This is a genomic window from Paenibacillus sp. JT31N7 (genome assembly GCF_059692095.1).
Genome location: NZ_JCAUAT010000003.1, coordinates 798,333 through 824,659, shown reverse-complemented (window position 1 = coordinate 824,659; position 26,327 = coordinate 798,333). Strand labels below are relative to the sequence as shown.

Annotated in this window: 35 protein-coding genes; 4 read left to right on the top strand and 31 right to left on the bottom strand. The window is 45.2% G+C overall.

What is annotated here, in order from left to right; all coding sequences use genetic code 11:
• The first annotated feature begins 3 nt into the window (after positions 1-3).
• Positions 4-1,197 carry an O-antigen ligase family protein gene (locus tag AC58P5_RS18215; protein WP_497388927.1) on the top strand — a complete coding sequence of 398 codons (1,194 nt, stop codon included), beginning with the start codon at positions 4-6 and terminating at the stop codon, positions 1,195-1,197.
• Between the two features lie 45 nt (positions 1,198-1,242).
• On the opposite strand, the gene AC58P5_RS18210 is transcribed toward AC58P5_RS18215, so the two are convergent.
• The 30 genes from AC58P5_RS18210 to AC58P5_RS18065 form a co-directional block, all read right to left on the bottom strand.
• Positions 1,243-1,728, bottom strand: coding sequence for a hypothetical protein (locus AC58P5_RS18210; protein WP_497388925.1), 486 nt, complete (start codon positions 1,726-1,728; stop codon positions 1,243-1,245).
• Between the two features lie 13 nt (positions 1,729-1,741).
• The gene (locus AC58P5_RS18205; protein ID WP_497388923.1) at positions 1,742-2,371 is read right to left on the bottom strand and encodes a peptidoglycan recognition protein family protein; all 630 of its coding nucleotides are present in this window, start codon (positions 2,369-2,371) and stop codon (positions 1,742-1,744) included.
• A complete protein-coding gene (locus AC58P5_RS18200; protein WP_497388921.1) occupies positions 2,368-2,643 on the bottom strand; it encodes a phage holin family protein in 276 nt (91 codons plus the stop codon). Before AC58P5_RS18200 ends, AC58P5_RS18205 begins: the two co-directional genes overlap by 4 nt.
• A gap of 15 nt (positions 2,644-2,658) precedes the next feature.
• On the bottom strand, positions 2,659-2,967 hold the full coding sequence (locus AC58P5_RS18195; protein ID WP_497388919.1) for a hemolysin XhlA family protein: 309 nt from the start codon (positions 2,965-2,967) through the stop codon (positions 2,659-2,661).
• 24 nt (positions 2,968-2,991) lie between these two features.
• The gene (locus tag AC58P5_RS18190) at positions 2,992-5,073 is read right to left on the bottom strand and encodes a hypothetical protein (RefSeq protein ID WP_497388917.1); all 2,082 of its coding nucleotides are present in this window, start codon (positions 5,071-5,073) and stop codon (positions 2,992-2,994) included.
• Complete coding sequence (locus AC58P5_RS18185; RefSeq protein ID WP_497388915.1) at positions 5,070-6,014, bottom strand: putative phage tail protein; 945 nt, start codon at positions 6,012-6,014, stop codon at positions 5,070-5,072. The genes AC58P5_RS18190 and AC58P5_RS18185 overlap by 4 nt, the downstream gene beginning before the upstream one ends.
• 13 nt (positions 6,015-6,027) lie before the next feature.
• Entirely contained in the window at positions 6,028-6,414 is a 387-nt protein-coding gene (locus AC58P5_RS18180; RefSeq protein ID WP_497388913.1) for a phage tail fiber protein, read from the bottom strand.
• A 12-nt stretch (positions 6,415-6,426) separates the two neighbouring features.
• The gene (locus AC58P5_RS18175) at positions 6,427-7,203 is read right to left on the bottom strand and encodes a baseplate J/gp47 family protein (RefSeq protein WP_497388911.1); all 777 of its coding nucleotides are present in this window, start codon (positions 7,201-7,203) and stop codon (positions 6,427-6,429) included.
• Positions 7,196-7,624: a DUF2634 domain-containing protein gene (locus AC58P5_RS18170; RefSeq protein WP_497388909.1), complete on the bottom strand. Its 429-nt coding sequence runs from the start codon at positions 7,622-7,624 to the stop codon at positions 7,196-7,198. The genes AC58P5_RS18175 and AC58P5_RS18170 overlap by 8 nt, the downstream gene beginning before the upstream one ends.
• A complete protein-coding gene (locus AC58P5_RS18165) occupies positions 7,624-7,935 on the bottom strand; it encodes a DUF2577 domain-containing protein (RefSeq protein WP_497388907.1) in 312 nt (103 codons plus the stop codon). The genes AC58P5_RS18170 and AC58P5_RS18165 overlap by 1 nt, the downstream gene beginning before the upstream one ends.
• Before the next feature lie 9 nt (positions 7,936-7,944).
• Positions 7,945-8,991, bottom strand: a complete 1,047-nt coding sequence (locus AC58P5_RS18160; protein ID WP_497388905.1) for an XkdQ/YqbQ family protein — start codon at positions 8,989-8,991, stop codon at positions 7,945-7,947.
• A 10-nt stretch (positions 8,992-9,001) separates the two neighbouring features.
• Complete coding sequence (locus tag AC58P5_RS18155) at positions 9,002-9,664, bottom strand: LysM peptidoglycan-binding domain-containing protein (protein ID WP_497388903.1); 663 nt, start codon at positions 9,662-9,664, stop codon at positions 9,002-9,004.
• Positions 9,665-9,676: 12 nt separating this feature from the next.
• Entirely contained in the window at positions 9,677-11,515 is a 1,839-nt protein-coding gene (locus AC58P5_RS18150; RefSeq protein ID WP_497388901.1) for a hypothetical protein, read from the bottom strand.
• A 193-nt stretch (positions 11,516-11,708) separates the two neighbouring features.
• Positions 11,709-12,113 carry a phage tail assembly chaperone gene (locus AC58P5_RS18145; RefSeq protein WP_497388899.1) on the bottom strand — a complete coding sequence of 135 codons (405 nt, stop codon included), beginning with the start codon at positions 12,111-12,113 and terminating at the stop codon, positions 11,709-11,711.
• A gap of 16 nt (positions 12,114-12,129) precedes the next feature.
• On the bottom strand, positions 12,130-12,564 hold the full coding sequence (locus AC58P5_RS18140) for a phage tail tube protein (RefSeq protein ID WP_497388897.1): 435 nt from the start codon (positions 12,562-12,564) through the stop codon (positions 12,130-12,132).
• A 12-nt stretch (positions 12,565-12,576) separates the two neighbouring features.
• A complete protein-coding gene (locus AC58P5_RS18135) occupies positions 12,577-13,659 on the bottom strand; it encodes a phage tail sheath subtilisin-like domain-containing protein (RefSeq protein WP_497388895.1) in 1,083 nt (360 codons plus the stop codon).
• Between the two features lie 9 nt (positions 13,660-13,668).
• Positions 13,669-14,112, bottom strand: a complete 444-nt coding sequence (locus AC58P5_RS18130) for a phage tail terminator family protein (RefSeq protein WP_497388893.1) — start codon at positions 14,110-14,112, stop codon at positions 13,669-13,671.
• Positions 14,102-14,560, bottom strand: coding sequence for a hypothetical protein (locus AC58P5_RS18125; protein ID WP_497388891.1), 459 nt, complete (start codon positions 14,558-14,560; stop codon positions 14,102-14,104). The genes AC58P5_RS18130 and AC58P5_RS18125 overlap by 11 nt, the downstream gene beginning before the upstream one ends.
• Positions 14,557-14,865, bottom strand: coding sequence for a hypothetical protein (locus tag AC58P5_RS18120; RefSeq protein ID WP_497389119.1), 309 nt, complete (start codon positions 14,863-14,865; stop codon positions 14,557-14,559). Before AC58P5_RS18120 ends, AC58P5_RS18125 begins: the two co-directional genes overlap by 4 nt.
• A 14-nt stretch (positions 14,866-14,879) precedes the next feature.
• On the bottom strand, positions 14,880-15,434 hold the full coding sequence (locus AC58P5_RS18115; RefSeq protein ID WP_497388889.1) for a head-tail connector protein: 555 nt from the start codon (positions 15,432-15,434) through the stop codon (positions 14,880-14,882).
• 17 nt (positions 15,435-15,451) lie between these two features.
• On the bottom strand, positions 15,452-15,670 hold the full coding sequence (locus tag AC58P5_RS18110) for a head fiber protein (RefSeq protein ID WP_497388887.1): 219 nt from the start codon (positions 15,668-15,670) through the stop codon (positions 15,452-15,454).
• An 11-nt stretch (positions 15,671-15,681) separates the two neighbouring features.
• Positions 15,682-16,902: a phage major capsid protein gene (locus tag AC58P5_RS18105; RefSeq protein WP_497388885.1), complete on the bottom strand. Its 1,221-nt coding sequence runs from the start codon at positions 16,900-16,902 to the stop codon at positions 15,682-15,684.
• A 45-nt stretch (positions 16,903-16,947) separates the two neighbouring features.
• Positions 16,948-17,547 carry an HK97 family phage prohead protease gene (locus tag AC58P5_RS18100; RefSeq protein WP_497388883.1) on the bottom strand — a complete coding sequence of 200 codons (600 nt, stop codon included), beginning with the start codon at positions 17,545-17,547 and terminating at the stop codon, positions 16,948-16,950.
• Positions 17,495-18,790, bottom strand: coding sequence for a phage portal protein (locus AC58P5_RS18095; protein ID WP_497388881.1), 1,296 nt, complete (start codon positions 18,788-18,790; stop codon positions 17,495-17,497). The genes AC58P5_RS18100 and AC58P5_RS18095 overlap by 53 nt, the downstream gene beginning before the upstream one ends.
• Before the next feature lie 5 nt (positions 18,791-18,795).
• Positions 18,796-18,993, bottom strand: coding sequence for a hypothetical protein (locus AC58P5_RS18090; RefSeq protein ID WP_497388879.1), 198 nt, complete (start codon positions 18,991-18,993; stop codon positions 18,796-18,798).
• A 10-nt stretch (positions 18,994-19,003) separates the two neighbouring features.
• Complete coding sequence (locus tag AC58P5_RS18085; protein WP_497388877.1) at positions 19,004-20,725, bottom strand: terminase large subunit; 1,722 nt, start codon at positions 20,723-20,725, stop codon at positions 19,004-19,006.
• Complete coding sequence (locus AC58P5_RS18080) at positions 20,725-21,222, bottom strand: phage terminase small subunit P27 family (protein WP_497388875.1); 498 nt, start codon at positions 21,220-21,222, stop codon at positions 20,725-20,727. Before AC58P5_RS18080 ends, AC58P5_RS18085 begins: the two co-directional genes overlap by 1 nt.
• 182 nt (positions 21,223-21,404) lie before the next feature.
• On the bottom strand, positions 21,405-21,761 hold the full coding sequence (locus AC58P5_RS18075; protein ID WP_497388873.1) for a hypothetical protein: 357 nt from the start codon (positions 21,759-21,761) through the stop codon (positions 21,405-21,407).
• A 236-nt stretch (positions 21,762-21,997) separates the two neighbouring features.
• Positions 21,998-22,585, bottom strand: a complete 588-nt coding sequence (locus AC58P5_RS18070) for a hypothetical protein (protein ID WP_497388871.1) — start codon at positions 22,583-22,585, stop codon at positions 21,998-22,000.
• Positions 22,586-22,635: 50 nt separating this feature from the next.
• Positions 22,636-23,010, bottom strand: a complete 375-nt coding sequence (locus AC58P5_RS18065; protein ID WP_497388869.1) for an HNH endonuclease — start codon at positions 23,008-23,010, stop codon at positions 22,636-22,638.
• A 444-nt stretch (positions 23,011-23,454) separates the two neighbouring features.
• Here AC58P5_RS18065 and AC58P5_RS18060 point away from each other — a divergent pair, with 444 nt between their 5' ends.
• The 3 genes from AC58P5_RS18060 to AC58P5_RS18050 all read left to right on the top strand — a co-directional run bounded on the left by AC58P5_RS18060 (position 23,455) and on the right by AC58P5_RS18050 (position 25,757).
• On the top strand, positions 23,455-24,240 hold the full coding sequence (locus AC58P5_RS18060) for a DUF4393 domain-containing protein (protein WP_497388867.1): 786 nt from the start codon (positions 23,455-23,457) through the stop codon (positions 24,238-24,240).
• Between the two features lie 220 nt (positions 24,241-24,460).
• Complete coding sequence (locus AC58P5_RS18055) at positions 24,461-24,646, top strand: hypothetical protein (RefSeq protein WP_497388866.1); 186 nt, start codon at positions 24,461-24,463, stop codon at positions 24,644-24,646.
• 1 nt (position 24,647) lies between these two features.
• Positions 24,648-25,757: a site-specific integrase gene (locus tag AC58P5_RS18050; protein ID WP_497388864.1), complete on the top strand. Its 1,110-nt coding sequence runs from the start codon at positions 24,648-24,650 to the stop codon at positions 25,755-25,757.
• 312 nt (positions 25,758-26,069) lie between these two features.
• Here AC58P5_RS18050 and AC58P5_RS18045 read toward each other — a convergent pair whose 3' ends face one another.
• On the bottom strand, positions 26,070-26,291 hold the full coding sequence (locus AC58P5_RS18045; protein ID WP_497388862.1) for a hypothetical protein: 222 nt from the start codon (positions 26,289-26,291) through the stop codon (positions 26,070-26,072).
• Positions 26,292-26,327: the final 36 nt, after the last annotated feature.

Below are 26,327 nucleotides of genomic sequence, written 5' to 3'. Positions count from 1 at the left end.
CAATTGTTTTATGTACAACCTAAAGAACAAAGATTAACGGTACTGAACTTAATAGTAGTCTTGCTATCTTTCTCCGGTTTGTTCATCCTTTCGGAGAGCAGTTCATTAAAAAATGTGGGGCTTGTTTCTCTAGGTCTGGTACTCGTAGTTTTTTATCTTTCGATCCTTGGTTCACTTCAGATGAGCAATAACTTTTATAACGGCTTGCATCGGATCATTTTTTTATCTTTTGGGTTCGTCATACTCAGTATGGTCACAGGATACTTTAATGGCACCGGATTTTTTGGCCTTAAGCTTTTTAGTTTTGTATCGGTCATTAGCTTGTTTTGTTTGGCTTCTGCCGCTGAATGGAGCAGCCGGGGAATAGTTGTTATTGCTTGGATATCTATAATTCTCGGAGGGGTAACCTTCCTGCAGCTATCGGATGAAGGTTTTAAACACGGATTCGCAGGCTTTACCACAAATCCAAATGTACTCGGTGCATACTTTGCTTTTTTACTTTACTTCCCTCTCTCGAAGATTTTCTGCAAGGAAATCCCTGTGTTCTGGTCGATTTTCACCCTTCCCTTTCTCGTCATAATTTACTTCACCGATTCAAGGACGTTGATCTTGGCGTTGGCCGCGGCGATCTTTGTATACATTTTCTGGAGTGTAATTGCATCAAGCCAGCTTGGATACATCATGTTTTTCATTGGTATCATAGGACTTGTACTTGCAATCATTTTTATCTATCCCGAACTTAACAACTACTCTTTTATCGAAGGAGCGCGTGAAGCCTCAAAAACAGTTTCGGACAAAAACATCCTCTCTGGTCGGGAAAAGATTTGGCCGGCCCTTCTCAATATTATTTCTGAACGTCCATATTTTGGATACGGGACAGAAACGCCTCTGACTAGATTCGGTTTCAAGCTATCAGCGCATAATTTATTCTTACAGACGGCCTTACAAAGTGGTTGGGTCGGAGTCGGCTTTTTATTCACGATCCTCACAACGATTTGGGGAATCATGTGGCACGGCCGGAAAGATAAGCGCGTACGACTCGCTGCGGGGTTTATGGTGGCGATGATGATACATCAGTCGTTTGAGGTTTCACTGACGCAAAACAACATCGGAATAGGGATGATACAGTGGCTAATTATGGGGATTGGAGTAAGCATAAGTTTGAAGGTATGGAAACGTAAAATAAGCGAGAACTAAAAAAATCCCACCCGGCCAATAACGGCTCCAGGTGGGATTTTCGTTTCAGACGAATGTAAGTATAATGTCTTCAAGTTGGGCGTCAACAGAGCCTTTATTCACAACTCTGACTGCCGCGTATTTGTTCGGCAGTCCATAGGGAATGCTGTCCGGGGGAACTGTATGACTTCGGAAATAACCGGCTGCAAGGGCAGGCTGACCCGAAGCAAGCGCCCCAGCTCCTACTGAAAAGTTCGTTGTGCTAACCGGCAAGGCAATTACATATACGTCATAATTTTGCGTCATTCCTTTAATGGTGACTGAAAGCTTTTGTGCACCGCTGCCGAGTTGAATGGTCGCTGTTTGGTAGTAAGCTCCCGCCGCAATGGTCTCGGGAGCCGACAAATTTCCGGACTTAATCTGAACTTTGGTTCCCACATTCGTAACTGCCCGGCTTCCGTCTGCTTCAATTCCGTCTCCAAGGTTTGCTACAGAGCCATTAGATCGTACGATGCCGCCGCCGCTTGGTGCGTATTGATTAGGATCTGGCATGGTTATCTCCCTTCTATTCTGGCTGCTGCCCGGAAGCAATACGAAGTTCATTTGCCAACCAGTTCATGTAACCCTTGGCCTTTACGTCATTTGCTTTGTCTGCCTCATGCCAAGCCGGTTTAATCCATGTGTTGATGACTGTGTTCGCCACGCCTTTATCAAGCATGATCTCATCCTCCTTCACGTCTTTCCGGAACTCGTCCATGTTTATAACAGGGCACTTCTTCCACGAATAGCCCGGAAATTCCGAATGGCCTTTTACTTCTGTTGCACAGGGGATCTTATCTTGTAGCATCCTGACCAATTTGATTGCTGCTGCATATTGCTCGGGTGTTGGCTGCTGAGTCCGAAAATCTCCCACCAAACAAATACCCAGGGCATGGCGATTGCTGTCTCCTACATGATAGGAGATGACGTCCCAATCCCAGCACCAGTTAACCGTACCGTCTTTATCAATAACGTAGGTGTATGCGATCCCCGGCCAGTCATTTGTTCGAACGTGATAGTTTGCAAAAGCCGTAGCGCTCCCCGAAGTAGTAAGGGAATGATGGATGGCAATGGAGCGAATGTCGCTTAAGCTACGTTTTGCATATTTTTTACTTGAATGAACCGGCAACCTACCGCGCATATCGACCTGCCTCATGACTTGTCTACGCCCTTTTTAGCTTGCGTGACCAGTTCATATCCATGTACCGCTACAGAGCCACACAAGATACCCTGTAAGATACTTTGAGGACTCATCCCAAGTATAGCCACAGTGAAGATCACAGCAAAGGCTGTAACCGCATAGACAATGGACCAATTAGGCACCTTTGGCGTACCTTTTAAAATCGTTCCTAGTACCCAGCACGCCGCTAAGACAATCAGCAGCTTAGGGTTGATCAGATTAGCTACCATAGCCCAGTCCCATGTCATAAACATTCCCCCTCATTATTTAGGCAAATTAAAACCGCCACGGATGAGGTATCCCATAATTGCTAGGATAATCGCACCTATGACGGTCGTTGCTAACCATGTCGTTAATTTATCAATTTTATCAAGCCGGGTATGTGCATACCTGGCATTGTCCAACGCGGCCTTTGCTACTTCTTCCACCTCGTCGATTTTCCTCCATGCGGAGTCTTCGACTTCATCAATCTTCCGCGAGACATCCTTCAACCCATCTACCTTAGTAGACAGTTCACGCAGATCCAAACGGACATTTGTCATTGTGTCCTGGATATCTTTTAATCCCTCCATACTCGGCTCCCCTTCTCCAGACCGCTAATTTAAGTCTGTCATAACTTGAAACTGTACCGTGATGCTCATATCATTGGCGGTCTTGTTCCGCACATTCACAATGGTCCCGGCGTTGTCTCGGTATACACATAACTTGCCAATCATATTCACGTTGGATGTAATGGTATTTTCCGATCCGTACATCTTTATGACGCCTTGTGGTGTCACCAAGAAATGGATAAACTCGCCGGTAGATCCCACCACCGTACCATAGGCTGTTTTGGTGTTAACCGGGATTGGCAGGTGGATTTCAGATTCATTTTTTGCCAAGAAAGCAGATCCTTCAAGCGTGTAGATCATTTTGTTGCTGGCCGGTATCACCTTGGCGTTGTCATCCTTGTCAGCAAGTACTTTTATTGCACCACGGTATCGTCCATTCTGCGCGTTAAAATTCCGCTCGGGAATTGTTATCGTACTGTCTCCCGTAAGATTGACTGCCGCAGTTGGAAAGTCATTTTCAAGGTTCATTTTTTCATTGATGAAGACATTCCTGCTATTGGGGCCGACTATGACCCATCCATCTTTATTGGCGTATCCCTCCAGGCTATTTCGAGCAATAGTCAGACCGTCAACAAAGTCTAAATCAACAAGGCATTTCATAGGCGAGTTCTGGTAGTAACCCGAAGACTGAAAAGCGTTGCCGTTGCCGAGTACACTTTGCTTGGCCTTGATGTTGGTCAGCGTTAAGTTTCTAAGAGCCACTCCGGTTAAGGCGGGATCGTCTCGTACAATTTTCACGAGCGGATAAGCAAACTTGTTCGGATTCTGCAAATCCACATTGTCTATTGTTACATTGCGGATATCGGAGATAAAACCGTATTGGTTGCGGTTTAACGGGATACTGAACATATACGTCCGGAAGATCATTTCCAGCATGCCGCGGAGGATGTTCTTGCCGGTGACGTTGGTCATTCGGACGTTTCTGCACGTATTGGATAGCTGGATGATGGTATCCACCGGCCCGGCATCATCCAGCGTGCCGGTTACATCTAATCCATCAATGTTTATGTTCTGGACGTCATACAGCGTAATGGACGAGCTGCCCGATCCAGGTTTGCCGTACTCGATCCGCATGTTCTGGACAGAGAGTCCGTCCGCGATATTGTCGATCCCTTCCTCCGTGTTCTTTCGGCCGACAAACTTCCAGCCGCCGCCGTATTTAATGATAATATTGCTGCAAACTGCTCGTCGGCAACAGTTAAAATAGCCGGTTCGCTCAATCGCATATTCACCCAGAATATTTGTCATCGTGATGTCTTCCACTCGTTCGAACATATACAAGTCCGATCCATTTAGCTGGCTGTAATTGTTTTGCTGGCTAGGAGTGTTTTTATACCGGATGTCTTGAAAGCTCACGCCGGAAATATAATCACTCGGTCCTCCTGGCTTGCTGTTTACATATGCGGAAAGAAAAAAACCTGTCTGCACATTTTCAAGCTGGATGCCTGAAAAGGAGAGGTTTTTACATTTGTGTCCGTATAAATTGGTTATGCTTGCGAATGTCCTCGTACCCACCGCTTTTACATTTAGCATTGTAAGATCGGATGCAGCGAGCCGGATAAAGCCCATCCCTCTAACTGATCCGTCCGTTACGCCGTTGGTGTTTAAGTATTGCACGTTTTGAAAAACAACACCGGTGACCGCTGCGTCAGACGTAAACAGATACGACAAAGCAGAGTTCGTATTCGCGTAAACAAACGGTGTCTTGATCGTAATATCCTGCAATTTGAAGCCGCTCGAAATTTTGAATTTTACATCGTCCGCAAGCGTAATTCGTGACTTTTCCATCCCGGCGCCAATTAATTGGGCGATAGGGACCGGATTTACAGTCAACTTAGAAGCCGTAATCTGAAAATCACCTTCCGGAATAAAGACCGGTTTATTCGTGGCTGCGGCCCTAACCAAAGCAGCCGTGTGGTCCGTCTCGGCCGCCAGTTTGAACCAGTTGATATTAACGCCACGTTCGCCAAATTCGTTATCAATCTTGGCAAAGTCGGTGCTCATGGAGAAAATATTTACCCGGTCAGATCCCGCAAATTGGGTTAATTTCATGTTGGGCGTACTCATGACTCAACTCCTTCCTCGGCTATTTGTTTCCAAGTGAGTGGTGATATCTGATCCCATGTTAACCCCGAATCAGCCAACTCCCCCCAGGTGACACCCTCATACCGAATGGTCAGTTCCAAGTGAGCGCCGATAATAGATTCGATAAACTGTTCCATTTCACCGGTAATAACTTTAATGGATTTCATGTTCGGTCTATCATGTGTCAACCGGACCACCACTTCATAATTGCGGTTTTTACTTTCGACGGTTGAAGGGATGAACGAATTCGTGATCTGTTCGATCATAGGGCTTGTAACGATGCCGTATCCCGCAAGTCGCAGTTTAATGCGTTCCCTTCGCTGCTGGAGGGTCAAGGATGAATCGGCAGGCAACTTACAGATGCTTTCCCACCGATCTAAGCCCCACGTTGCCGTATCAGGGTAAAACTGATTCATGACATCAACGGAACGGGCGTAAAGCCGGGTGAATTCATTAGCTGTACTCCTGGTACGATCTTGGACAATTTTGCTTTCCTGGTAATCAGCGGCAAGGTAGGATAATAAATCAGTTGGGATATCTCGTTCAAAATGATAGGCGTCCACTCTGCTGCTACCCGCAAGTTTGGCCCGAACGATCTTGAACTTGTGGGCCTTTCCCACCTCCAAGGCGGTCCCGGTCATTCTTACAAAGGATTGAAGGAGAGTAATCACTTTGGGCTGCTGAGTGCGAACAGTAGCCTTACCACTTAAAGTACCGGTGAGCTTACCACGTATACGTGTCGCCTTTGTTGCAAATGCAGCTCCTGTCCCAGAAATGAAGCCATACCCTTTTTGAATGAGAATTGCCTTCGTCTGTACCTTAGAGCTGCCGATTGTACGCGCAACTCCACTATATATCACGGCAACTTTAGAGGACAGAACTCCCTCACCGGCCAGCACGCATTTTATGTTAATGTCGGGCAACGGAACACACCTCTTAAGCGAGTGTGACGGTAATGTCTCCCGCTGAAATTTTTAACTGATCGTTCGTTTGAATAGTTTTCGGCGCTTGCAAAGGACCGTGATACAAGAGGTTTCCGGCTGTTGCAGCATCGAAGATTCCAATGTGTGTCACTGTTCCCCAGTTGGCCGTAGCCACTTCAAAGAGGATGTCGTTACTGTTGCTCCCACCGCCATCTGTCGGGACACTAAAAGTAATCTCTTTGCGGGTGTAGGCCCCTCCTGTTACTTCCGTTCCTGTTGCCGCATCTGTTGGGTCAGAGGTAAATAAAGCCAAGAAAACTTTTGCCGGTGATGTGTATGCGACCCCTCTAAGCGTGGCATCAAACAACTTGTTTTCGAGATAATTCGATATAGCTGACATAATTGATTCCTCCTATGTTAAGGTTACACGCCCTAAGACCGCTACCGCGTCATCGGACACTTGTATGTTTGCCTGTCCTCCATTAATCCGCAGATTTTCCATGTCGATAACATCTTTGGCGTTTAAAATCGCCTCACTGATTTTAAAATAACGAACAACGGTGTCTTGGAAAGCAAGCTCTTTTAAGTAATCCGTAAATTTTGTCTGAATCTCCGCTCGAGTCTTTTCTAATTCGCCGCCATCTTTGATCGTCAGCTTTGCATCAATATCAATAGTAACTTCCGCAGCTCCCACAACCGTTACGACCGGATCAAAAGGCTTGACTTCATCAATGTGTGCCTGGACTTTTCGAACAAGTGCATCCGAAGGCGGCTTTTTATCCGATGCCAGAACAACAATTTTAATCGTGCCGTTTCCGTTCCATTTCGGGAAAACACGAGCATCGGAAATGCCTGGTATTTCCGTAGCGAGTAGATAGTAATAAGCGCGGTTGCCGACTGCAAATGGGTTTGACATTCGAACTGAATATCGTTTTAGCAAATCCTCATCGGATTCGCCTTCTTTCGGTATAACTCCCACACCTTTACTTAATTTTTCAAGGTTCTCCCTAACGGCTGTGTCTCCGAAAGCTTGATCTTTGACCCAATCCAGGTATGCATAGGCTTGCTGAAATTCAAGTGCATCGGCTGCGTACTGGTCAAAAATAAGGCCCCCTTCCAGTTTTGACGGAGCATCATTTTTGAAATTTTTAAGCAGTCGCTGTAAAACGGCTTCCTGAGACTCAGGCATCCACTCTCACCTCCCCGTAAATCGTCATCGCGTAGAAGTCAATTTTTAGTACGCTGTCTTCTTGGGAAACTTCAACATCCCGAACATCTTTGATGTAAGGATTCACAAGTAAGGCTTCTTTCACATACCGCTCGGCCTCACTCTTCTTTGCCCCGATAGATAGGCTGCTTGTCATCAATGTTTCAAGCTCATGACCGAAATTCCATGTATGTCCCAGATATCGGTAACGCGGCGTTCGGAGCGCCCGGTAAATCCATACTCGTATAGCGTCTAACCCGCTCAATAAGACAAAATCACCATCAGCGATAACCGGCTCGTTCATTTCAAAAGCCCATGCGTACTCACGAAATAAAGGCAGCTCAACTTCTGGGGTCGCTTCGAGTGCTTCTGACGGGATATCCAAGAAGGGAAACAAGGACATTACGGCTGCACCGCCTTACAAAGTACCATATAGGTTTGCCGGTCTTCGGATGGAAGAATTGCGACTGTATCCCCATCTTTCAGTGCATCAACGAGTGTCACCGTTTCGTATGTTCCAGGGCTACCCGACACACCTGTCCGGAGCAAGGATTCATTTACAAGCAGATTGTCCCGGTCCAGTTCCAGCCCGTTTACAGAGACAACAAAAGGCGTCACGGTCTTAACCGTCCCGAGCAAAATGGACGGCGGGTTAAACGCCTTACCCTGCTCCCGCATGATGTTTATGAGGGCAACAAAATCATTGCTTGCCATCGAATCACCTCAATCAAAAGTAAGCGTCGAAAAAGTCGTCTTTTCCTTCTTTTTCTTTTTGGGCTTCTTCGCTTTCTTTTCTGCCTCCAGGTCCGTATCTTGCAGATCCATGACAGCATCAAATTTAAGCTTAAGCTGCGTTTTGATTACACCATTTTCAAAGGTATGCGAATCGTTGTCGATGAAGAAAAGGCCGTACAAGCCGGTAAAGCTTTCCCGGACCGCGACGGCGTTCCCCGCAATCATATCCAGTTTGTCACGCCCGCCGATAAACTCCAGCGTGGCGTTACGATCTATCCCTTTCAGCATTTCCTCGGCCATTTCACGAGAGTCTTTGCCTTGCTCCACCCGGTAGATGTCCTGAAGCAGCCCGTAATTCTTGCGCCACTCATCCTGTTGAACGGAAGCAACAACCTTTCCCTTGGAGTCTTTAATCAGGACCTTATTGACGGCGTCCTCAATGCTCTCATCGTAGGAGGATTCAGTTAGTTCCTGCTCCAATGTCACCGCTGCTATGTCTGTTCCGATCTCGATCACGTTTAAAAGCCCCTTATCCATACGTGGCATATACTTAATGCCGTTTTGGCGAGAGGCTTCCGAATAAGCTGTCATGATCGTCTTATAGCCGCTGTCGTCGGAGATAAAGGACACCGGGATATTTGTTGGCGCAAGCCGTCCAACTGACACACCCAGCTCTGCACAAACAGACCGTGTCACGGCTTCCGGCGTCTGCTTTTTGATGTTACGGACAACCTTTGATTTAAGGATGTAAATGGCTCCATCGTATGCTGTAACCTCCAGTGCATTTCCGGTGTACGTCTTACTCTTGGTAAACGTGTAACCCCGGAAAATCTCTAAACCATCATCGGTTATCAGCATAATCATTTCGCCCATGTCGATGTATACTTTTGGCAAGAATTTATCATAAGGCGATACTGTGATTGTGATCTGGGCTTTTCGCGAACATTCTTCCCGGTCGCCACCCCAAACGATCCTTTGCACAAGCTCCGTTATATCCTTGCGTTCCCCGCTGCGGGAAATATGATAAACCCTCATGCTTCACCACCTACAAAGTCAAAACTTTGCCAATTTGCAGTTTACGCGGATCTTTGATGCCGTTTTTAGTTTGCAGAGCTTTAACCTTCGCCGGTGAACTGTCTCCATAAACACGTTTAGCAATCTGAGACAATGTGTCACCTTTTTTAATCGTGTAGGTCTTCGCTGTGCTTTTGGTCGGGCGTTTCTCACCAACGAGCGCTTTTAACTGCTGTTGTGGACTGCTTGTATCATCTTTAGGTGTGGGATCAACAGCCCTTACATCAATAAATCGGTACTCTTTTAAAGTCAGAGTAAAGTGAATGTCTTGTGGCCCATGCTTTACAACTGGTTCAAAACTTTCAATCGCCATCGCTTCGTTTACCTTTAGCGTCTCACCAACGATGATCAATCGGAGAGGTCTTCCGGAGTCCCGCCAACGCGCCAGCATATCCAGACATTGTGCCGGTGAAGGAAAATCGCTATATTGGCAAAGCCCGTCATCGGCTACCGGAAAGTATGTGGCAATCGTGATTTCCTTAAGCTTCCGCTTGCCGATTAGAAGGATCTCACCCAAATGGTGGATATTAACGACAGAGTTGTTCAATCCTGTTTTCATGCCAATTTCCGAGGGAGGAACAGGAAGCCGCAACACTTCCTCCCCGTTATTAAATTTCAACCAGAACTCAATCATACGCGGCCTCCTTTATGGGGTATTAAGTTGCGCTGCTTCAAGTTCCGCACGTAGCAGTGCGGCAATCCGGTACAAGTCCGATTCTTCTCGTACAATAGGATCACGGATGTTCACGATGATATCCCTGCCCCCGCCTCCTCTGCGGTCCTGTGCGGCCTCCTGTGCCGTTTGAACGCGTTCCCCTTGATGTAGGAGAGCCGGGTAGTTATCGCGCGGGATATAGCTTATTCCAGCAGCGTGTTTGGGATATAACCAGTCCGGAAGATTTTCTTGCATGATCTTATCGGACCAACGCATTACATCAGTAGTCTTTTGATAGAAAGAGGATTGTCTAAGAGCATCCATTCCTTTAGTCATAAAGCTCTGTCCGGCTACAGCAGCCCCAACTCCTAATTTCAGAGGAACGGGTCCAGGAGTGGCTACCCCTGCCACCGCACCGGATAAAAACGGATGATCTTTCACAACATCTTGCAAACCAGCCACAATACCAGAACCAATTGTGCGCCCGACAAACTTTGCCGCCTCAATTAAGGGTTCACTAATCATTTTGAGGCCAGATGCTAAAAGCTGTTTAATACTCTGAGCCATGTCGTCGATCTGCTTTTGACCGCCTTCTTTGTCTCGCCATTGAATAAAGGTCTTCATGAGGTCATCGACGATGAACTGGACTTTGCCCATAATGTTCGGAACTTGTTTAAACTTGGGGTTGTTCAGGAAATGCGTAGAGATGTAGTTTCCAGCCTTCTCGGTCCCATTTAAGACGGCCCGAAACATTCCAGCCATCATATTGCCGCCAGCTTCGAAAAGCTTGTCAGAGCCCCCCTTGGACATGTAATCCGACCATCTTTTAAGCTCAGGCTTAAGCACTTCAAGCGACTTTTTACCCATCGTGGTAATGCCACTCTGCATCGTGCCGGTAATCGTGGACCACATGCCTGTTGCCGATACCGAAAGCTTGTCGGCACCACCGGCGAACATATCCGTTACGGAAATGCCCTTGTCGTTTTTAAGGTTCGATATTTTTCCGTTAGCTGCCTTGATTTGGTCCTGGGAGATTTTAAAGCCAAACTCCTTCATCCGTTCCGTCTCACCGGCCACAAGGTCAGCAAGAGCCTCCATAGCATCTGAGAGTGTCTTTCCCGGTGTGAGCGACGCCATGTTCTCGGCAAGCATGAGCGACTTCATAGCGGCTACTGTGTCGCCTCCCGAGATACCAACAGCGCGAGTACCAGCAGAAATAACTTCCCCGGTTTCAAACGGCGTCTTATTTGCGTTGTCTTGCAGATCAGCGAGATACTTGGCCGCTTCCTTCTTCACCTTGTCTTGACTCATCTTCTTGTTGTTCACACCGATAAAGTGTTCCATTGAAATCATTTGCTGCTCTTGCATCGCCGCGCCTTTTAAAGACATGCCAACACCCGCACCAACAGCAGCTCCACCAACTATGGCAGCTCCGGCACCAATTTTGATCGCACTACCTGCGGTCCGAGCAATTCCACGTATCACAGGCGAAGCAAGATCCACTGCCTTCACAATAATTCGATACGGAACCCGCGTAATGGCGTGAATGCTTGAAACTACTTTCTTGATGCTAGCCAGCGCCATTTGCGTCCGGGCGGTGATATTAACGACTTGCCTGCGCAGCGGTTCTGCCCGCCTGATCATATCTCTGATTGCCCTGTTGAATGGGGATTGATTGACCCGGATGGTGTGTTGTCTTCTAGCTGCCGCTTCGAGGGCGCGCCGTGTGTTTTGCACGTCCCGGTTAAAACGTTGGGTTTCTCGGGCAGCATTACGCATAATGACACTGTAATTATCCCGTAAGCTCAACACCGCAGTTAATCTACTCAAATAACTCGCCCCTAAACAGAAAAGACCGGCATCACCTTCCCGGCTGCACCGATCTTTCTTCGTTCTTCCAGTTCATACTCGTAAAACGCCCTAACCAGAAATACTTCTCCAGGGGGCATGTTATGAATAACGCCCGGCCGGATTCCTTTCTTGCTCCAATAGTAGTAGAGCATTCCAAGGTATCCATCGGACGTTATTCGTTTTTTAGCTCCTGTACAGCTCCTTCACCGTATCCAGAAAGCACCGAAATGTTGTTGTACAAGGATTGAATCTCCCCCGGCAATAAGAAATTAGGCTTCTCGAGAAGTTCCTTCGGCGTTGCCGCATTATAATGTTTAAGTAGAGCATCATTCTTCAGATCTGGGTCTACAAGACCTTTAAGGACCGTAAAGGTCTGCGCTCGTGCGATATCAAAATCGTCATTGAGCATAGAATTTTCCTGCACATCCTGCTGTTCTTCCGGCGTCAAAGCTTGTACTGTAAAAACAACTTTCTCTCCGGCCAGCTCAGATAGCCGCTTAATTTCAAGCTTTTTCGTTGGACGCTTGATTTTCGACTTGTCGATAGAAAGCAGTAGATCAATTGAAGTTTTGGACATGATAACCCTCCTATTATTAGCCTACTAAATCTAAGTACTCGTAGTCAGTAAAAGTAAATGGAGCTTCAACTTCTCCTTTGACTGCGGCTTCCCAGTCCGCAAGAGTTAAGTCATTGAAACTTAAATCTTTAACTAACACACGCTCTGCACCAAAGGCGGCAGGATCGTTTAAAGAAGAAAGAGCCTGAAATGTGGGCAGAATTCCTTTTTTAATTTTTTCTGCGATTTTTTTAGCTATACGACTGTTGACTTTATAAAAACGAATTGAACCATTCCCCTTGTAACCCATAAATTTCGTAGGTGTTCCATACACCCCGACAATGGGTACTTCGTCCTTATTAAATTCCAACTTAGCTTGAAAACCTTTGATTTCAGCCATATATTCACCGTCAAACCACATTTCTCCGCTCGTACCATTCATAATACGGTTCGCATCTAATCTTTCCGTCATGATCGAACCTCCTTATAAGTAAATGTCCAATGAGATATCCTCCATTGCATCAAGAGGCCGAGCGCTAGATGTTAGAAACACCTTGTCTCCAGTATTGGCTTCTTTAATTTGCTGATCGTTCATCTTGGAAACTTCCTCTTCTCCCTTAATGGACTTAAGGTAAATTCGTTGTTTTTCAATATCAATTTCATTTCGGTTCGTCCCGGCTGCATCAAGTACACCGTCAATAGTGAGCTGCTCGTCGTAGGCATTCAAAGCTGAACACAATAAAAGCTTATTGATGTAGCTGTTCGACACCTTACCGACATACGAATCCTGTATTTCCCTTTTTTTGTCCTCGTACATTTTGTTCAGAACACGAACAATCTTGATTTTCTTCCAGTCCTCGCCGCGAGACTCAGAAACGGTAACAAAGGATGTGACACCCCGGCCAATCTTCACCTTTTCGCCATCGTGATAAAGGATCAGCTTGCCCGCGTCGATTAGTGCATCGGCCTCAGTCTTTTTCAACTTCGGCACGTCCGTAACCTCTGGCAACACGAGGAATGTAGGAGAAGCTGTTAGCGGCAATCCTGCAATTGCACCTGCGATGCGTGCCGTATACTGGGTTGCTGTATAGGTCTTCGCTCCGACCACAACATCATCCGTGTCAAAATTGATGATAGCAGGGTGGTCGGCGGTATTTTTCGGCAGCACGAAAAGTATCTTGCGGTCCTTCCCATCAAACATCCCCTTGGCCCAGGTTGAAACCGCCGCTACGTCTGCTGTCGCGATTCCCGGCACGGTCCCAATGTTCCACTTGATGGTTTCAAGGTAGGATAGACCGGCGTTATAGTCCGTTGCAGCGTTTGGCAGGACAACAGCTTTTACCATAGCCGGTGACCCCATCGGAGTACTCTCTAACGCACTCGAAATATACTCCTTGTTGGCTGCTGATAAGTTTGCCGGGATCGTGTCGCCTGGAACCAGTTTAATCTCAGTTAGAGCGGTAACTGCCGTATCTTTTAGCAGCAGGGCAACAATTCCGGATGCCCCCGGCTTAATGGCAGCAATGGCTTTCTTTTTGAAAGTAATCGTTATATTAGGCAATCCCATATGACCGGATCACTCCTTCTCCCTGATTTGAACGTCTTGCATCAGATCGTACTTCTCACGTTCTCTTCCATACTGGGCTTCTAGTGTGACAGAAATATAAACCTCCTGATCTCGCGGACCGCCGCTTACATCGGAGATATGATAAATCTCACCGTCTGGAGCCTTAAGCACTGGAGACTTCATCAATGCAGTCTTTACCTTGTCCGATATTCCGAGTTGGTCGAAGACGTCTGGATTTCCCGCGGCATCCTCTCGAGGGAAATAGACAATCTGCCAGGTTGATTTTGACTCGTACATGCTTAGATTTAGCGAGCGGTCTGAGCCGGAAACCATCTGCACGAAAAAGGACGGCTGTACAAAGCCGTCCGGAACATTGGAAACGTATATGGTGTTTACTTCCGGGCAAGAGGTATTAAGTAGCCTCCTGATAGCGTCAAGAGCGCTAAGAAACATCGAATCCGGCCTCCCTACCTACTTCTCGCAGAAAATCAGCGACCAAAGAAGGCAACGCCCGCTCCGTCCGATTCAGCGCCTTCTTGGCGTAGTGTTTTCCGGGCACGAACCCTTTTTTGATCTTTCTACCTTTTCGACCAGATCGTGTTTTTTTTCGTATAACTACTACATGACCGTTCTCAACCATGTTGGCGTAAAACACTTTGGTTCCCACTTCGATACTTTCCCGACCATCCAGAAAAAGAATCCACTCCTTTTGCCCCCTCCAGGAACGTTTGAGGTATGAGTCTTTGAGTCTTCCTGATTGCTCCGGGGTCTCCTCAGCGCAGTGCTTTAAGTGCAAGTTGGCGACTTTTAAACGCAATTCGTTATATTTGTTCCGGTTTCGAGAAGCGCGTTCAAGCTGTTGTATAAAGGCTTCAAGTCCCGGAATGTTAAAATCATTCAAGAACTCCCCTCCCATTCGACCTGTACCTCAATATGATCATTTCCGGGCTTATATGGTTGAGAAACACGATACTTCCCCGATCTGTGAACAAATGCAAGGTCTCCAGCCTGAACCTTTGCATATGGAGGCATATAAAGCATGTACACTTCGGTTACAACGGTGTCCGGCTGGCCCTGAACGGCTTGTATATTACGCCGGGACAAAAGGCATGGGTAAGAGCCGACGGGCTTCCAATCTTGCCCCCTCGGCGTACCGTATTCGTCTTTTATCTGAGTCAGCCTTTTAATAGTCACCCGCTGATCCATCAGATTTTGACACATTAGACCCACCGCCCAACATACGGATTAATCAGGGCTCGGATTGTGGACGGCATCTGGTTCGGGTCATCCGTTTGGTATGTCACTGATCGATCTCCAAATCTCTCGGAGACGATGCCTAGTTGCGATTTATACAGCATTGTTGCATACATGATGCATGCAAATTCCAAACTTGTCGGCAGCGTACTCGGGTTATCAGGCGTGGCCTCCGACGGAAGCACATAACCGCCTTCATACCGCACGATGATGTTGTCGGTTCCCTCTTCCCAGCCCCCGCGTAAGTAGAGCATATCGCTAGTGGCATGGACATAGTTAGTGACCGGCCCAGATGCAGAAGTCACGTCAAGAATGTCATGTACCGGTATGTTGCGAAGGGTTATTCGCTCACAACCCCCGCTGTGCCGCTCCGTGTAAATTTGTTTACGGAATGAGCGGCGACAGTATTTTTCAATTTGCTCGGATGACACGGCAAGAGAGATCAGCAAGCGCCCATCATCGAACGTGTCGTCCTCCGGAATACTGAGCTGCCCTTTGATCTTCGCCAATGTTGTAAGCATGGCGTATCACATCCAATCTACTTCATAAGTCCGGCAGCTTTCAGTTTGGCAATAAGGTCGTTAAGATCAGCAACAACCCCCGCCACATCTGTTGCTGTAGAATTGGCCTTGCTGTTTGCCGGACCAAATGCCTTGCCGTTTTGCTTGAAGGTGGCTCCAGAAAGAATCTCCAGTTCGCCGCCGATTACCCATCTGTCTCCATTACCTTCGGCGTAGTTCTTAGTTACATAAGGCATAAGGCACCTCCTTAAGCTTCTACTGGTACGTTTTCCAAGATGACAATTGCGTCTTCATTTGCTGGCTTGGCATCAAAACGTTGAATAACACGAGTAAGGGTCGTGTCATTGGTGAATGCGTCTCCGCCAACATTGGTTGTCATGGCTTCCAACACCTTTCGGTCAAAGAAGAAGTAACCCGATTCGAAGTTTCCGAAAGCGATCTTGGTCTTTTTCGCCGTTGTGCCCTCGCTCTTAATTTCGTCGAATACTTCTACCGGATTACCGAACAGAGTGTACACATCTTCCTTTGTCGGATCCGGGACGAGTACACTAACGCCGTTCGCATACTTGATTTCAGCCAGAGCTTCCGTCGCCGCTGTATTCATGATCCACTTAGCTCCCAGACGATATCTGCTATCTACAGAGTTTTTCAGCTTACGCAGCGTTTTAATGTCCAACGTTGTGCAGGATGTCTTCCGATATTTGTCGGTTACAAAAATACCCTCGCAGTCATCTTCACCGCCGGGACCATAGAAAACCTCGTCATTTTCTGTGTTCAGAGAAATTTCAGTGAACCATTCACGCAATTCATCCGCAATGTTTACTGCGCTGTCTGCAATAAGCTCGTTAGTGGCATCGAAAATTCCAGCATATTTATGGACCTTGAATTTCACATCTGCATAAGTAGGCGTAGCCATGCGGCCAATCGTCTTATTCTCGCCCACTTTAACCATTCGTGTATCGGTCCCGCGCCGTTTAGGGCGGCTACCGGAGAGCGTACCTACTGGTTTGACAGAGACCAGGTTACGGACAGAGTGTTTTGTCTTTTTCTGTTTGATGATATCGAAAGAAATATCTTCGGGAACGAGCTGCGCTCCTGCCGGTTTACTGCCCTCGTTCATCAAGCGAATTTCTTCTTCATTTTGTTTAAGCGCACGGCCTTCGTTCTCCGTATATTCAGCTTCTTTGCCATGCTTCAAATATTTTTCAAAGGCGCTCCGTTGTTCTTTTTTTGCATCATAAGCTCGTTCTTCATCGTTTAAGTTACCTGTAGACGGCGGGAATGGAAAAGGTTCGGACGATGGATTTAATGTCTCAAGAGTACGGAAAAATTCAAACTGCTCACTTAACTTCTTGGCTTCATCTAACATAGAGCGAGCCTCTTCCAACTTCCCTTCTTCGGCAAGCTTACGAGCCTCTTCTTTTTTTGCGTGCAATTGTTGGCGCAATTCTCTTTCCTTCGGGTCCATTCGGATTCCTCACTTTCGAATTTTGGGTATAAAAAAATCGTCCTCTTATATTCCCAAAAGGTCGATTTCAAGTAACAATTTTTCTTTTTCATGGCGGCGTTGCACTTTGGTTGTAATACCGAGTTCTTCCATGCTGCGGCTACTTACTTCGCTGTCTTGATATGCCGGAAAAGCAGTAGGCGAAATTTCAAACAGATTCACGTCAAGCAAAGTTCGCTCGTATACGTCGTCGTCTTTGATGTATTCCCAAGTGTCATTACGGACGTAAAAGCCGAAACTTACTCCGTCGGTGTCGCCCCGCTTAATGGACTCATAGGCATCCTTACCCCAGGAGTTATTCGGCATGTCCAGTTCGAACCTAAGACCGACGTCATCCTCTTGGAGTCGGAGCGTTGTATTTTTCGTCGATCCAAGCACGAAGTCAGTACGATGGTTCCAAAGAGCCTTGATTGTGTTTTTTTCTAGAGACCGGGCGAATGCCCCTTTGGCTACCCGTTCGTAAAATTCGCCCCAAATAAGCTGACTTCGTTGGTTGAATTTCACAACATAACCGGCTACCGTCATTCCGTTCCCGTCATCGCTACTTCGGACCTCAATCTGCTCCGGTATCAGGTACCGGGTCTCCTTTTTGTTCAGCGTTGTCACCTCCCTTCCCGCCTCCGGCTTTCGCCATCTGGTATTCTTCGAGTTTTTCTAAGGTAGTGTAATTCAAGCTTACAAAATGCTTGTCGCCCAGTTCACCGATGTTGTCCTTTTCTTCCATCTCGCGTACTTCATTGATGGTGTAAACGCCCATTTCGATCATCATCTTGTAAAATTCGGCCCGGCTCTTTGCATCACCGCGCAGTTCGGCAGCAAGATTGAACTTGACGTAATATTTACGTTGTTCGGCCACGGTGAACAGCTTGTAATTGATTTCCTGCTCCCAATTTGTCGTGATCGGCAGCAGTGTGTCTTTTACGTAACCTAAACTCTGGTGTTCAATATTGGAAAATGTCGCACGGTCGAGTTGGTTAAGCTTGTGAGGGGGGATCTTATAAATTTTTGCGACTTCCAAAATACCGAATTTTGATGTTTCGATAAATTGAGCATCCGCTAGTTTCATTCCGATTGGCTGATACTCCATGCCAGCGTCAAGGATAGCGATTCTGTGCGCGTTATTTAAGCCGCTGTTGGCTTTTTGCCACTCTTCCCTAGCTCGGTCCTTCGTGTCCGGCTGGGCCGCTCCTGGGAGCTTTAAAACACCCGATGAAGCCGTACCATTCGCGTAGAAAGAACCGAGAAACTTTTCAGACACTTGCTGGATTCCAAGCTGCTCCCGAATGACCGATATCGGAGTTATGCCTTTCAGCCCGTTCATTGAGAGCATCTTAAAGTGGAGTACGTCATACCAAGGGATTTTACGTTGCTCCCCATTTGGCAATTGCGTAACGTACCAGACTTCATGTGTGTTCTTATCGACGTGCACTTCTGTTAAAGCCGGGTTAAGCGGCCACAGAGCTTTCGGATAGCCAAAAGCGTCCCACTCGATGTTTGCATACCCATTTCCCCATGTTGCGCAATGTGTCATCATAAGCTCTTTGAACGTATAAGCGCTCATGTAAGGATTTGGCCGGACTCCAATCAAATAGGCTGCTATATGAGTGTCATCTTTCCCTACTCCACCGGGTCGTTTTTTGAACACTTGAATCGGCAATTTACCGATATCCCCGCCGAGTACATTCGCACAGGCATAGACATTGCTGTTATAGATCGCTTTTTCAGATGTTACCCGTTCACCGCTGAACGTTTTTGGCCCACCGAAGAAGTCAATTAACCACTGTTTCGGGTTCAGCAAATCAGATAATTCCTCGGTGCTTCTTTGTTCTAAAATGCGAGAGAAAAACAATCAATTCACCTCCTTCCCGAAGGTTCCCGCGGCCTGCGTGCGAGTTTAAGCCCAATCCCTACAAGTATGAGGCCAAGGACATACATTCCGGCCAGCGGATGCAGCAGATATGTGGCTCGGACGATGATAAAGAGTCCCATTAAAATAAAAAAATCCTCTGCCAGATTAGCGAGAATTCGGAGTAAAACTATGATTTTTTGCATAAAAAACCTCCTAAAAGGAGAATTTCGGGTTGTTAATGTGCTTGTTATAGTCGATGGATGTGTCGATCAGCATTGCGCGGGCATGAGCACATACAAGGGCTGCTGCTGGGTCGATACGTCTTGGTGATTTGGATTTGTCTAACATAATATTTCCCGCGGGATCTTTTCTGGTGACTGCATTCAGTATAGCTGAATCCAGTACCGGGTTATTATCATGATAAACCTTCCCTGAAAGAACACGACCGCGAATTTTCTTCGTTGGCTCCGAGAGTGACAACATACCTTGACGTATTTTTACCATCGTGTAACCGCGCAACTCCATGGCCTGTGCAAAGGGAGTAGCGTTCCAAGGATCATAACCAATCTCCTTAATAACCCAGCCTCGCCGGTCTTCCTCGTCCGCTATATATTGCTCGACGAATTTATTGTCAACTTCAGCCCCCGGTATAAGTGTAATCCATCCCTGTCGTACCCATAAATCGTATGGGACCTTATCTGTCTTCACTCTTTCCAGGTAAGTATCTTCAGGCATAAAGGAATGACTATAGAACGCATACGTTTCGTTCCCGAGAGGGACAACAAAGCTAACGCTGGTCAGGTCTGTTGTCATAGACAAATCCACGCCACCATAAACCGATAACCCACTCGTATCAGGCGCTTGCTTCCACTGACCGCAAGCTTTCCATTTTGCACTATTCATGTAAGAGTTGAAAGCAGCATTGACCCAGATGTTCATATTCTTCGTTAAGAAATTCGTCATCTTCTCCGGTTCTTTTAATGCCTTCGTCAGTTTGGAACGGATGTTGTTAAGACCTGCTTCGTATGTGCATACGATTGGGTTCGCTTTCTCCCAAACCTTTTCATCATGAATGTCATCAATCAAATTCCCTTCATGGTCACGGTCCAGCTCATTAACCATCGCGAAATAAGTGTCGTCTTCGAATGGATCGTCCGGATCAAGAAGACTAGATACAAGGTTGTACTCTGTCCGATAACATGGGCCGTTGAGGTTGAACCCTGCCGTTGTAATGATGACAATTAGCGGTTGCGTCCGGGCGATGGTTCCTGAGTCCAAAACGTCCAAAATCTCCGACGTGGCATGTGCGTGGTATTCATCTACGATCCCACATTGAGGGTTGAATCCGTCTCCAGACTTGCCGGCTTGTTTACTCAGCGCTTTGATAAAAGATTTGCTCTTAACATGATTTATGATGCTCTTGGAGCGCTGAACTTTGAATTTCCCCTTAAGCTCTGGGCATTTTTCGATCATAGCGTCGATTTCGTTCCAAATGATTTTCGCCTGTTCCGTTTCAGTCGCCCCGATATATACTTCGCTCATTTCCTCGCCCATTGCAGATGATTCGTATGAGCCGACACACCCCAAGCTTTGGGACTTTGCATTCTTTCGGGCAACCTGCCAATACATCATTTTGAACCGGCGTAAACCTGTGTCTTTGTGGACCCAACCGTATACATTCCCGAAGTTGAAATATTGGATTTCATGCGGCTCGATATTCTTCCCACGAAGAACACCTTTCGTATGCTTAAAGAGGTTCATCCATTTGAAGAACCGCATGGCCTTTTCCTCATCGAAAACGTAAGGAAACTTCTCGGTCCCTTCGCGTTCTATGTCGCGTAAGAACCTCATGCACGCCCATTTATGCTTTTGACAAGCCGTTACCTCGCCGTTAATTACATCATGGCTGTAGTCGATTAGAAACTGTTTAAGCACTAAACATCACCGAACGTTTTCTCAAAGTCTGATTGGGGCTTATCGTCTTTCTTCTTTGGTAACGTCAGCTTCGCACGTGCTGCTGGAGTGAAACCAAACTCACCGGCCAGCGCCTTCATTTGCTCGTGTAGCTGCTTCTTTTTTGCCAGAAGGGGATGAGGAACTTTGGTTGTCTCTGACGACTTATTCGTGTAATCGACCATTAAGCCGTCATCCTGGATTATCTCCGTGCAGTCGATATAGTTGGAATAAGCATCGCAATACACAGCCAGAGCATTGACGTCTACATTCGTCAGAATGTCCACTGACTTTAGTTCCTTGACGATCCGTTTAAACTCCTTCTTCGCCCTCTCGTCCAGCCAGGAAGGAGGTGTGATTCGGTTCGATGGTCCACGTATTCTTTGCTCAGCTTCCCGGCGTTCTTCAATTTCTTCCTTGGTCAAATGCTTGTTCCCTTGGATCAACAGCAAATCGACCGGATTGGCACGTCTTCCCATAATCCACCTCCCTTCCGAAAATTTTGAAAAAGGGAAAAAGTTTCGTACGCGACTACACACGCGGTCTACGCCACAAAAGGCCCAAAAAATCGACCCAGGGGGGCCATATTTTCATCACAAAAAGGCACAAACTGTTTAACCTTGCACCTGTTCACGTCTTTTCCATTGCTTTGCCTTTCGCTTTATACATTTCCTTCTTTCGTATCCACCCAGCATGTTAGAAAAGCAATCTCCTGCTCACTGAACCTGCCGATCAACCTATCTCTGGTTGTTCTTACTCCATCAGGTGAGGATGACCTACCTCTCGGATCCGATACGTAATGCCACTGGCTTCGCTTCAGTCTTCGCTCTTGTGCTATCCCCGCTGCTACGCTGTATGTTCGTGCGCTGATGATGTATGGATACAGTATGTCATTTCTTATTTTTTCAATTGGCCCTCTTACCACATCCCACAATGCTTGTTCAGCCTGCTCCATGTCTGCGTACTTCCCGCTAAAGACCATCAGTTCCGCAAGCTCTTTTATCCTTGCCTTAATCATTCTTGGTTCGCCTCCTTGTCCAAATAAAAAAGGCCATCCGTTTGGATGACTTGTATGTCCTGTATCTGCGGGTAGGGATTTGCACCCTACATGGTAAACTTCGTGGTATCTCGTTTGTGCCCGATATTGCTGGAGCTTCAGCACCCTATTACCGAGAGCCATTAGCTACACCACTACATCGCGTCTACCTATTCCGCCACCGCAGTATATAAAAAAGGCGTTAAATTGCCCACCACTTATCTATTTTTTATTACTAATCTAAATGTATTATTGTTTACGGAAGTATCCTGGGTTGCTACATACGTATTTAGTAATTTTTGAGCTTGAATTGTAGACGTTGGACTATCATAACCAGTTTCTCCAAGATACTTACGGAAATAGCTGTCGAGATTTTCAATTGAAACTTTATGAGTACTCAGCCCGACATAAGCTACTTGACCCAATGATGGCTTGAAGTGGTTAGTTTCCTCAATCCTTGAATTATAGGAATAAAATTCAGTTTCGTTCTTTTTATTGATTCCTCCAAAAGCGAACATGACAGTTATTCCCTCGTTTAAAGTTAAGCCTGCCGACCTCAAAGTAAGTTTTAAAATTTGCAGTATAGTTTCATACTCAATGCCCTCTTCAAGAGCTTCGCCGACTCTTTGGCTTATTAATTCGGAAAGTTCTTTTATTCCAGTGAAAGCAATGAAATGCCTATCTCCAATTTTTATGAATTTTTCGAAATCTTCTTGAATCACATTTCCGGTTTTTAGATTCTGAACTCGCCCATCACTCATTACAGTTATGAACTTGTCAGTAGCAACAATAGATACAAAACTCATCAACCAACCCCGCCTTATAGTTTTGAAACTATATTAACATAAGTTGGATACTAAAATGGAACAATGTTATAACCAAAGCCCCCATCCTCTCTCACCGTCTTAACGCTATGGCATGGTGCACATAGTGGTTGCCAATTACCCTGATCCCAAAACCGCCCCGTATCTCCTTTGTGCGGAATGATATGGTCAACGACAGTAGCCGGTTCAAGTCTACCCTTGTCCATGCAATGCTTGCATAGTGGATTCTGCTGGAGGAATTGTAACCTTGCTTGTCTCCACTTATGTCCGTATCCTCTCGCTGCTGCTGTTCCTCTTTGCAGATCCTGTAGCTTCTGTTTCTCTTTGGCGTGCTTCTGACAATATCGTTCTGTAGTGAGTTCTGGACAGTATGGAGAATTGCACGGTTTCCTCGCTTTTAATGGCATATCCTAACTCCCCTTCCAAGTATTCCCTTTAACGCATCATCTGACGAACAGAATGCCCTAAATTTGGCGTTTTCTATCTCTAAACGACCATTTACATGTTCAGCACATAGAACGCCTTAGAATCAATTTTAAAGGCATGACAAAAAGTCATGATCCGAGTGGTCATGACTATGTATGTTTTATTTAATTTAATTTCTTTTCTTTTGTGTAGTTAATGTATGCATTAAGGCCAGTTGAAGCGAGTTATTGTTGCAGAAACAATACAGAAACCTTTGTTGAAGTGTAGTTAATGTATGCAGAAACCCTAGTTAATGTTAGCAGAAACTAATACGATTTATGACTTCTCACTACTTCTATCACTAAAATTTGATTAACCAAAAAGAACATCTCAACATTTTCTGGTACAATATTCCTACAAAAAGTATAAGGGATGTGTTTACAGAAATGTCTGAAGAAAAAAACAATGTAATTACTGACTTGCTTGGAACAGTTAAAGTCCCTACAGAAATTGCAAAAAAAGTTCTTGAACCACCAGCAGAACAGATTGGGAAAGGACTTCACGATCTGTTTTATTTAATATTTGCCCCACTTGAAAAGGCAAAATATAAAATGGAGAAGTCAATAAAAGATTACAAAGATGAAATCGATAGTAAGACATCAAAAATTCCAAAAGAAGATTTAATTGAACCCCCATTAAACGTAGTTGGCCCTGCATTAGAAGCGTCTAAATATTATATTGAGGACAAAGAAATTCGTAATATGTTTGCCAATTTAATTGCTTCCTCTATGGATAGAAACGAAAACGATGAAGTTCATCCCGCATTTGTTGAGGTTATAAAACAGATGTCCCCACTCGATGCGGAAGTTTTGAGTTTTCTAGCAAAGAATCAGCATGCTGGAGTGGGTAATATTCGTACTGAAAATAGCGATGGTAAAGGGGGCAAAGCGTTATTGTACAATTTTTTTGCTTTCCCTAACATCAGTATATTTAATTACAATGCATATGCTGCTTCAGTAGATAATTTAATTCGCCTAGGCATAATAAAAATTACTATTGGAACAAAACGATATATAGACTCTGATGTCTATTTACCGTTAACAAGCTCAATGCTATACAAACAGTTAGAAGCTGAATGTCTTGCAGTGACTACAGGTACTCGCATAAGACTGGAAGAAGGTATATGGGACTTTACCAATTTTGGCACCTCATTTTATAAATGCTGTCTTTAATAAAAAAAGAGCCTGCCGGTGACCTAATGAATGGACATCGCAAGCTCTTTTTCTTTTCTTTATATTTCCTATGCTATAAATATAACACGTTCAAAGGCAATTGAATGAAAAGCCAATCGAGTAAATCAGAAAACATTTTGAACACAAAATTACATATTTTGAATGAAATATATTGAAATTGGATCACACATGGTTATACACTAAATTTAGGAGGGATTTTATGGAACGTAAGGCAGTGAATGTTTATAAAGATACAAGAGAACTATTGAACAAAGTGAAAGATGAGTTTCATTTCAAAAGCGATGACCAGGCTGTGAAATTCCTCTGCAAATTATTCCTTTCAGATGAGCGTCGTATTGATTTGTTAAAGATCTACATTGAAACTAAAGCGAAAGCTGGTGAATAGCTTGCCGATTTACGAGTATATGAAAGGTGGAAAAACACAGTATTACTATGCTTTTGAAGTTAAGGACAAGAATGGAGAACGAAAAACTATTAAACAACGTGGATTTACCGGAAAGAAAGAAGCACGTGCAGCGGAAACAGAAGCTAGAGTAAACTGGGAAAAGGGATCATTTGTTGACCCGAAGACTCTTACATATGGAGAATACATAACTGTTTGGCTTAAAAACAAACAAAATATATCTGACCAAACCCGAGAAACAAATGAAGGTCAGATAAAGAATCATATTGTTCCTGAACTTGGTAACATTTTGCTTCAGAAACTCACCGCTGATCACATAGAAAAACTGGTATCAGCGCTTCAAAATAAAGGGTTAGCTTCGGGTACAATTAAGAAAATTTTCAACTTAATAAACACTTCGTTAAAGGCCGCGGTAAAGAAAGAACTCATTGTTAAAAACCCCATTGATTTGATGGATTCTGGCGCTAAACCAATTGTTAAAAAAGGCAAAGTCGATTTTTGGACAAAAGAAGAGGTTAAAGAATTTCTTAACGGAGTTGAGCATCGTCATAGGATCATGTTCGTACTTGCAATCTATACTGGCATGAGACGTGGTGAAATCCTTGGACTGCGCTGGAGAGATATTGACTTAGAGAATGGTCAGATTAGGATCAGCCAAATATTAGCTTTTAAAGGTGAAATAAAGGATGGCACTAAAACAGAATCGGGCAACCGATCGATTTCTATCCCTCCGGTCGTAATAGCCGAATTACGAAAACATCGGACTCGAATTATCCAAGAAAAATGGGATGCGAAAGAGAGTTATTATGACCTTGATCTAGTTGTATGCCGCAAAAATGGACAGCCCGTAAGTTGGAGTAATTTCCATAAGTTCTGGATTAGGCAGCTCTCTAAAACTAACGTCCGTCCAATACGTTTTCATGATTTAAGACACACTTGTGCTTCTCTGCTCTTAAGTGCAGGTATACACCCTAAGATTGTACAGGAATTACTTGGACATTCATCCATTAAAATCACACTCGATATATATTCACATATGATGCCGAACATCCAAGCTGACGCTGTTAAAATACTTGAAAAAATGCTCAATTGAATTATTTAGTTCTTAACCGCATATAGTTATCTTTGATTTCCTACCAAAATCCCTACCAAAGCAAAAAACCTACCAACAAAAAAAGGCTGAAACCCTTGATAACACTGGGTTTCAGCCTTTAAGGTTTTATTTAGAAATCTTCCTACCCCGAAGGTTCAATATTCAATTTGCGTATGTCCTTTTGGTGAGTTGTGGTAGTCGTTTCGTTACTTGAAACCCGAAAACCTGCCAAAAATCCTACCAGCAACCCACCGTTAGGACACTTAACTGTAATTGAAATATTAACACTCTAAAATAAAAAAAGCAAGGGCTTTATGCCCCGCTTTCTTTGCTTTCTAACCAATTGAAAAGCGCATCTCTTGACGTTTTAATTGTTCCTCTTTTTCCCAATCGTCTTACTGGAAACGGTGGAGCCTTCAATAATTCGTAACCAGCCCTCCTACCAATGCCTAAAACCTGAATAATTTGTTCCGCTGTTAAAACTAGAGGCAGATCTGCTTTGTTGATATTAAATTTTGGATTTTTATTTTCCATATGTATTTCCTCTTTTATTACCGCTTGATCTAATCA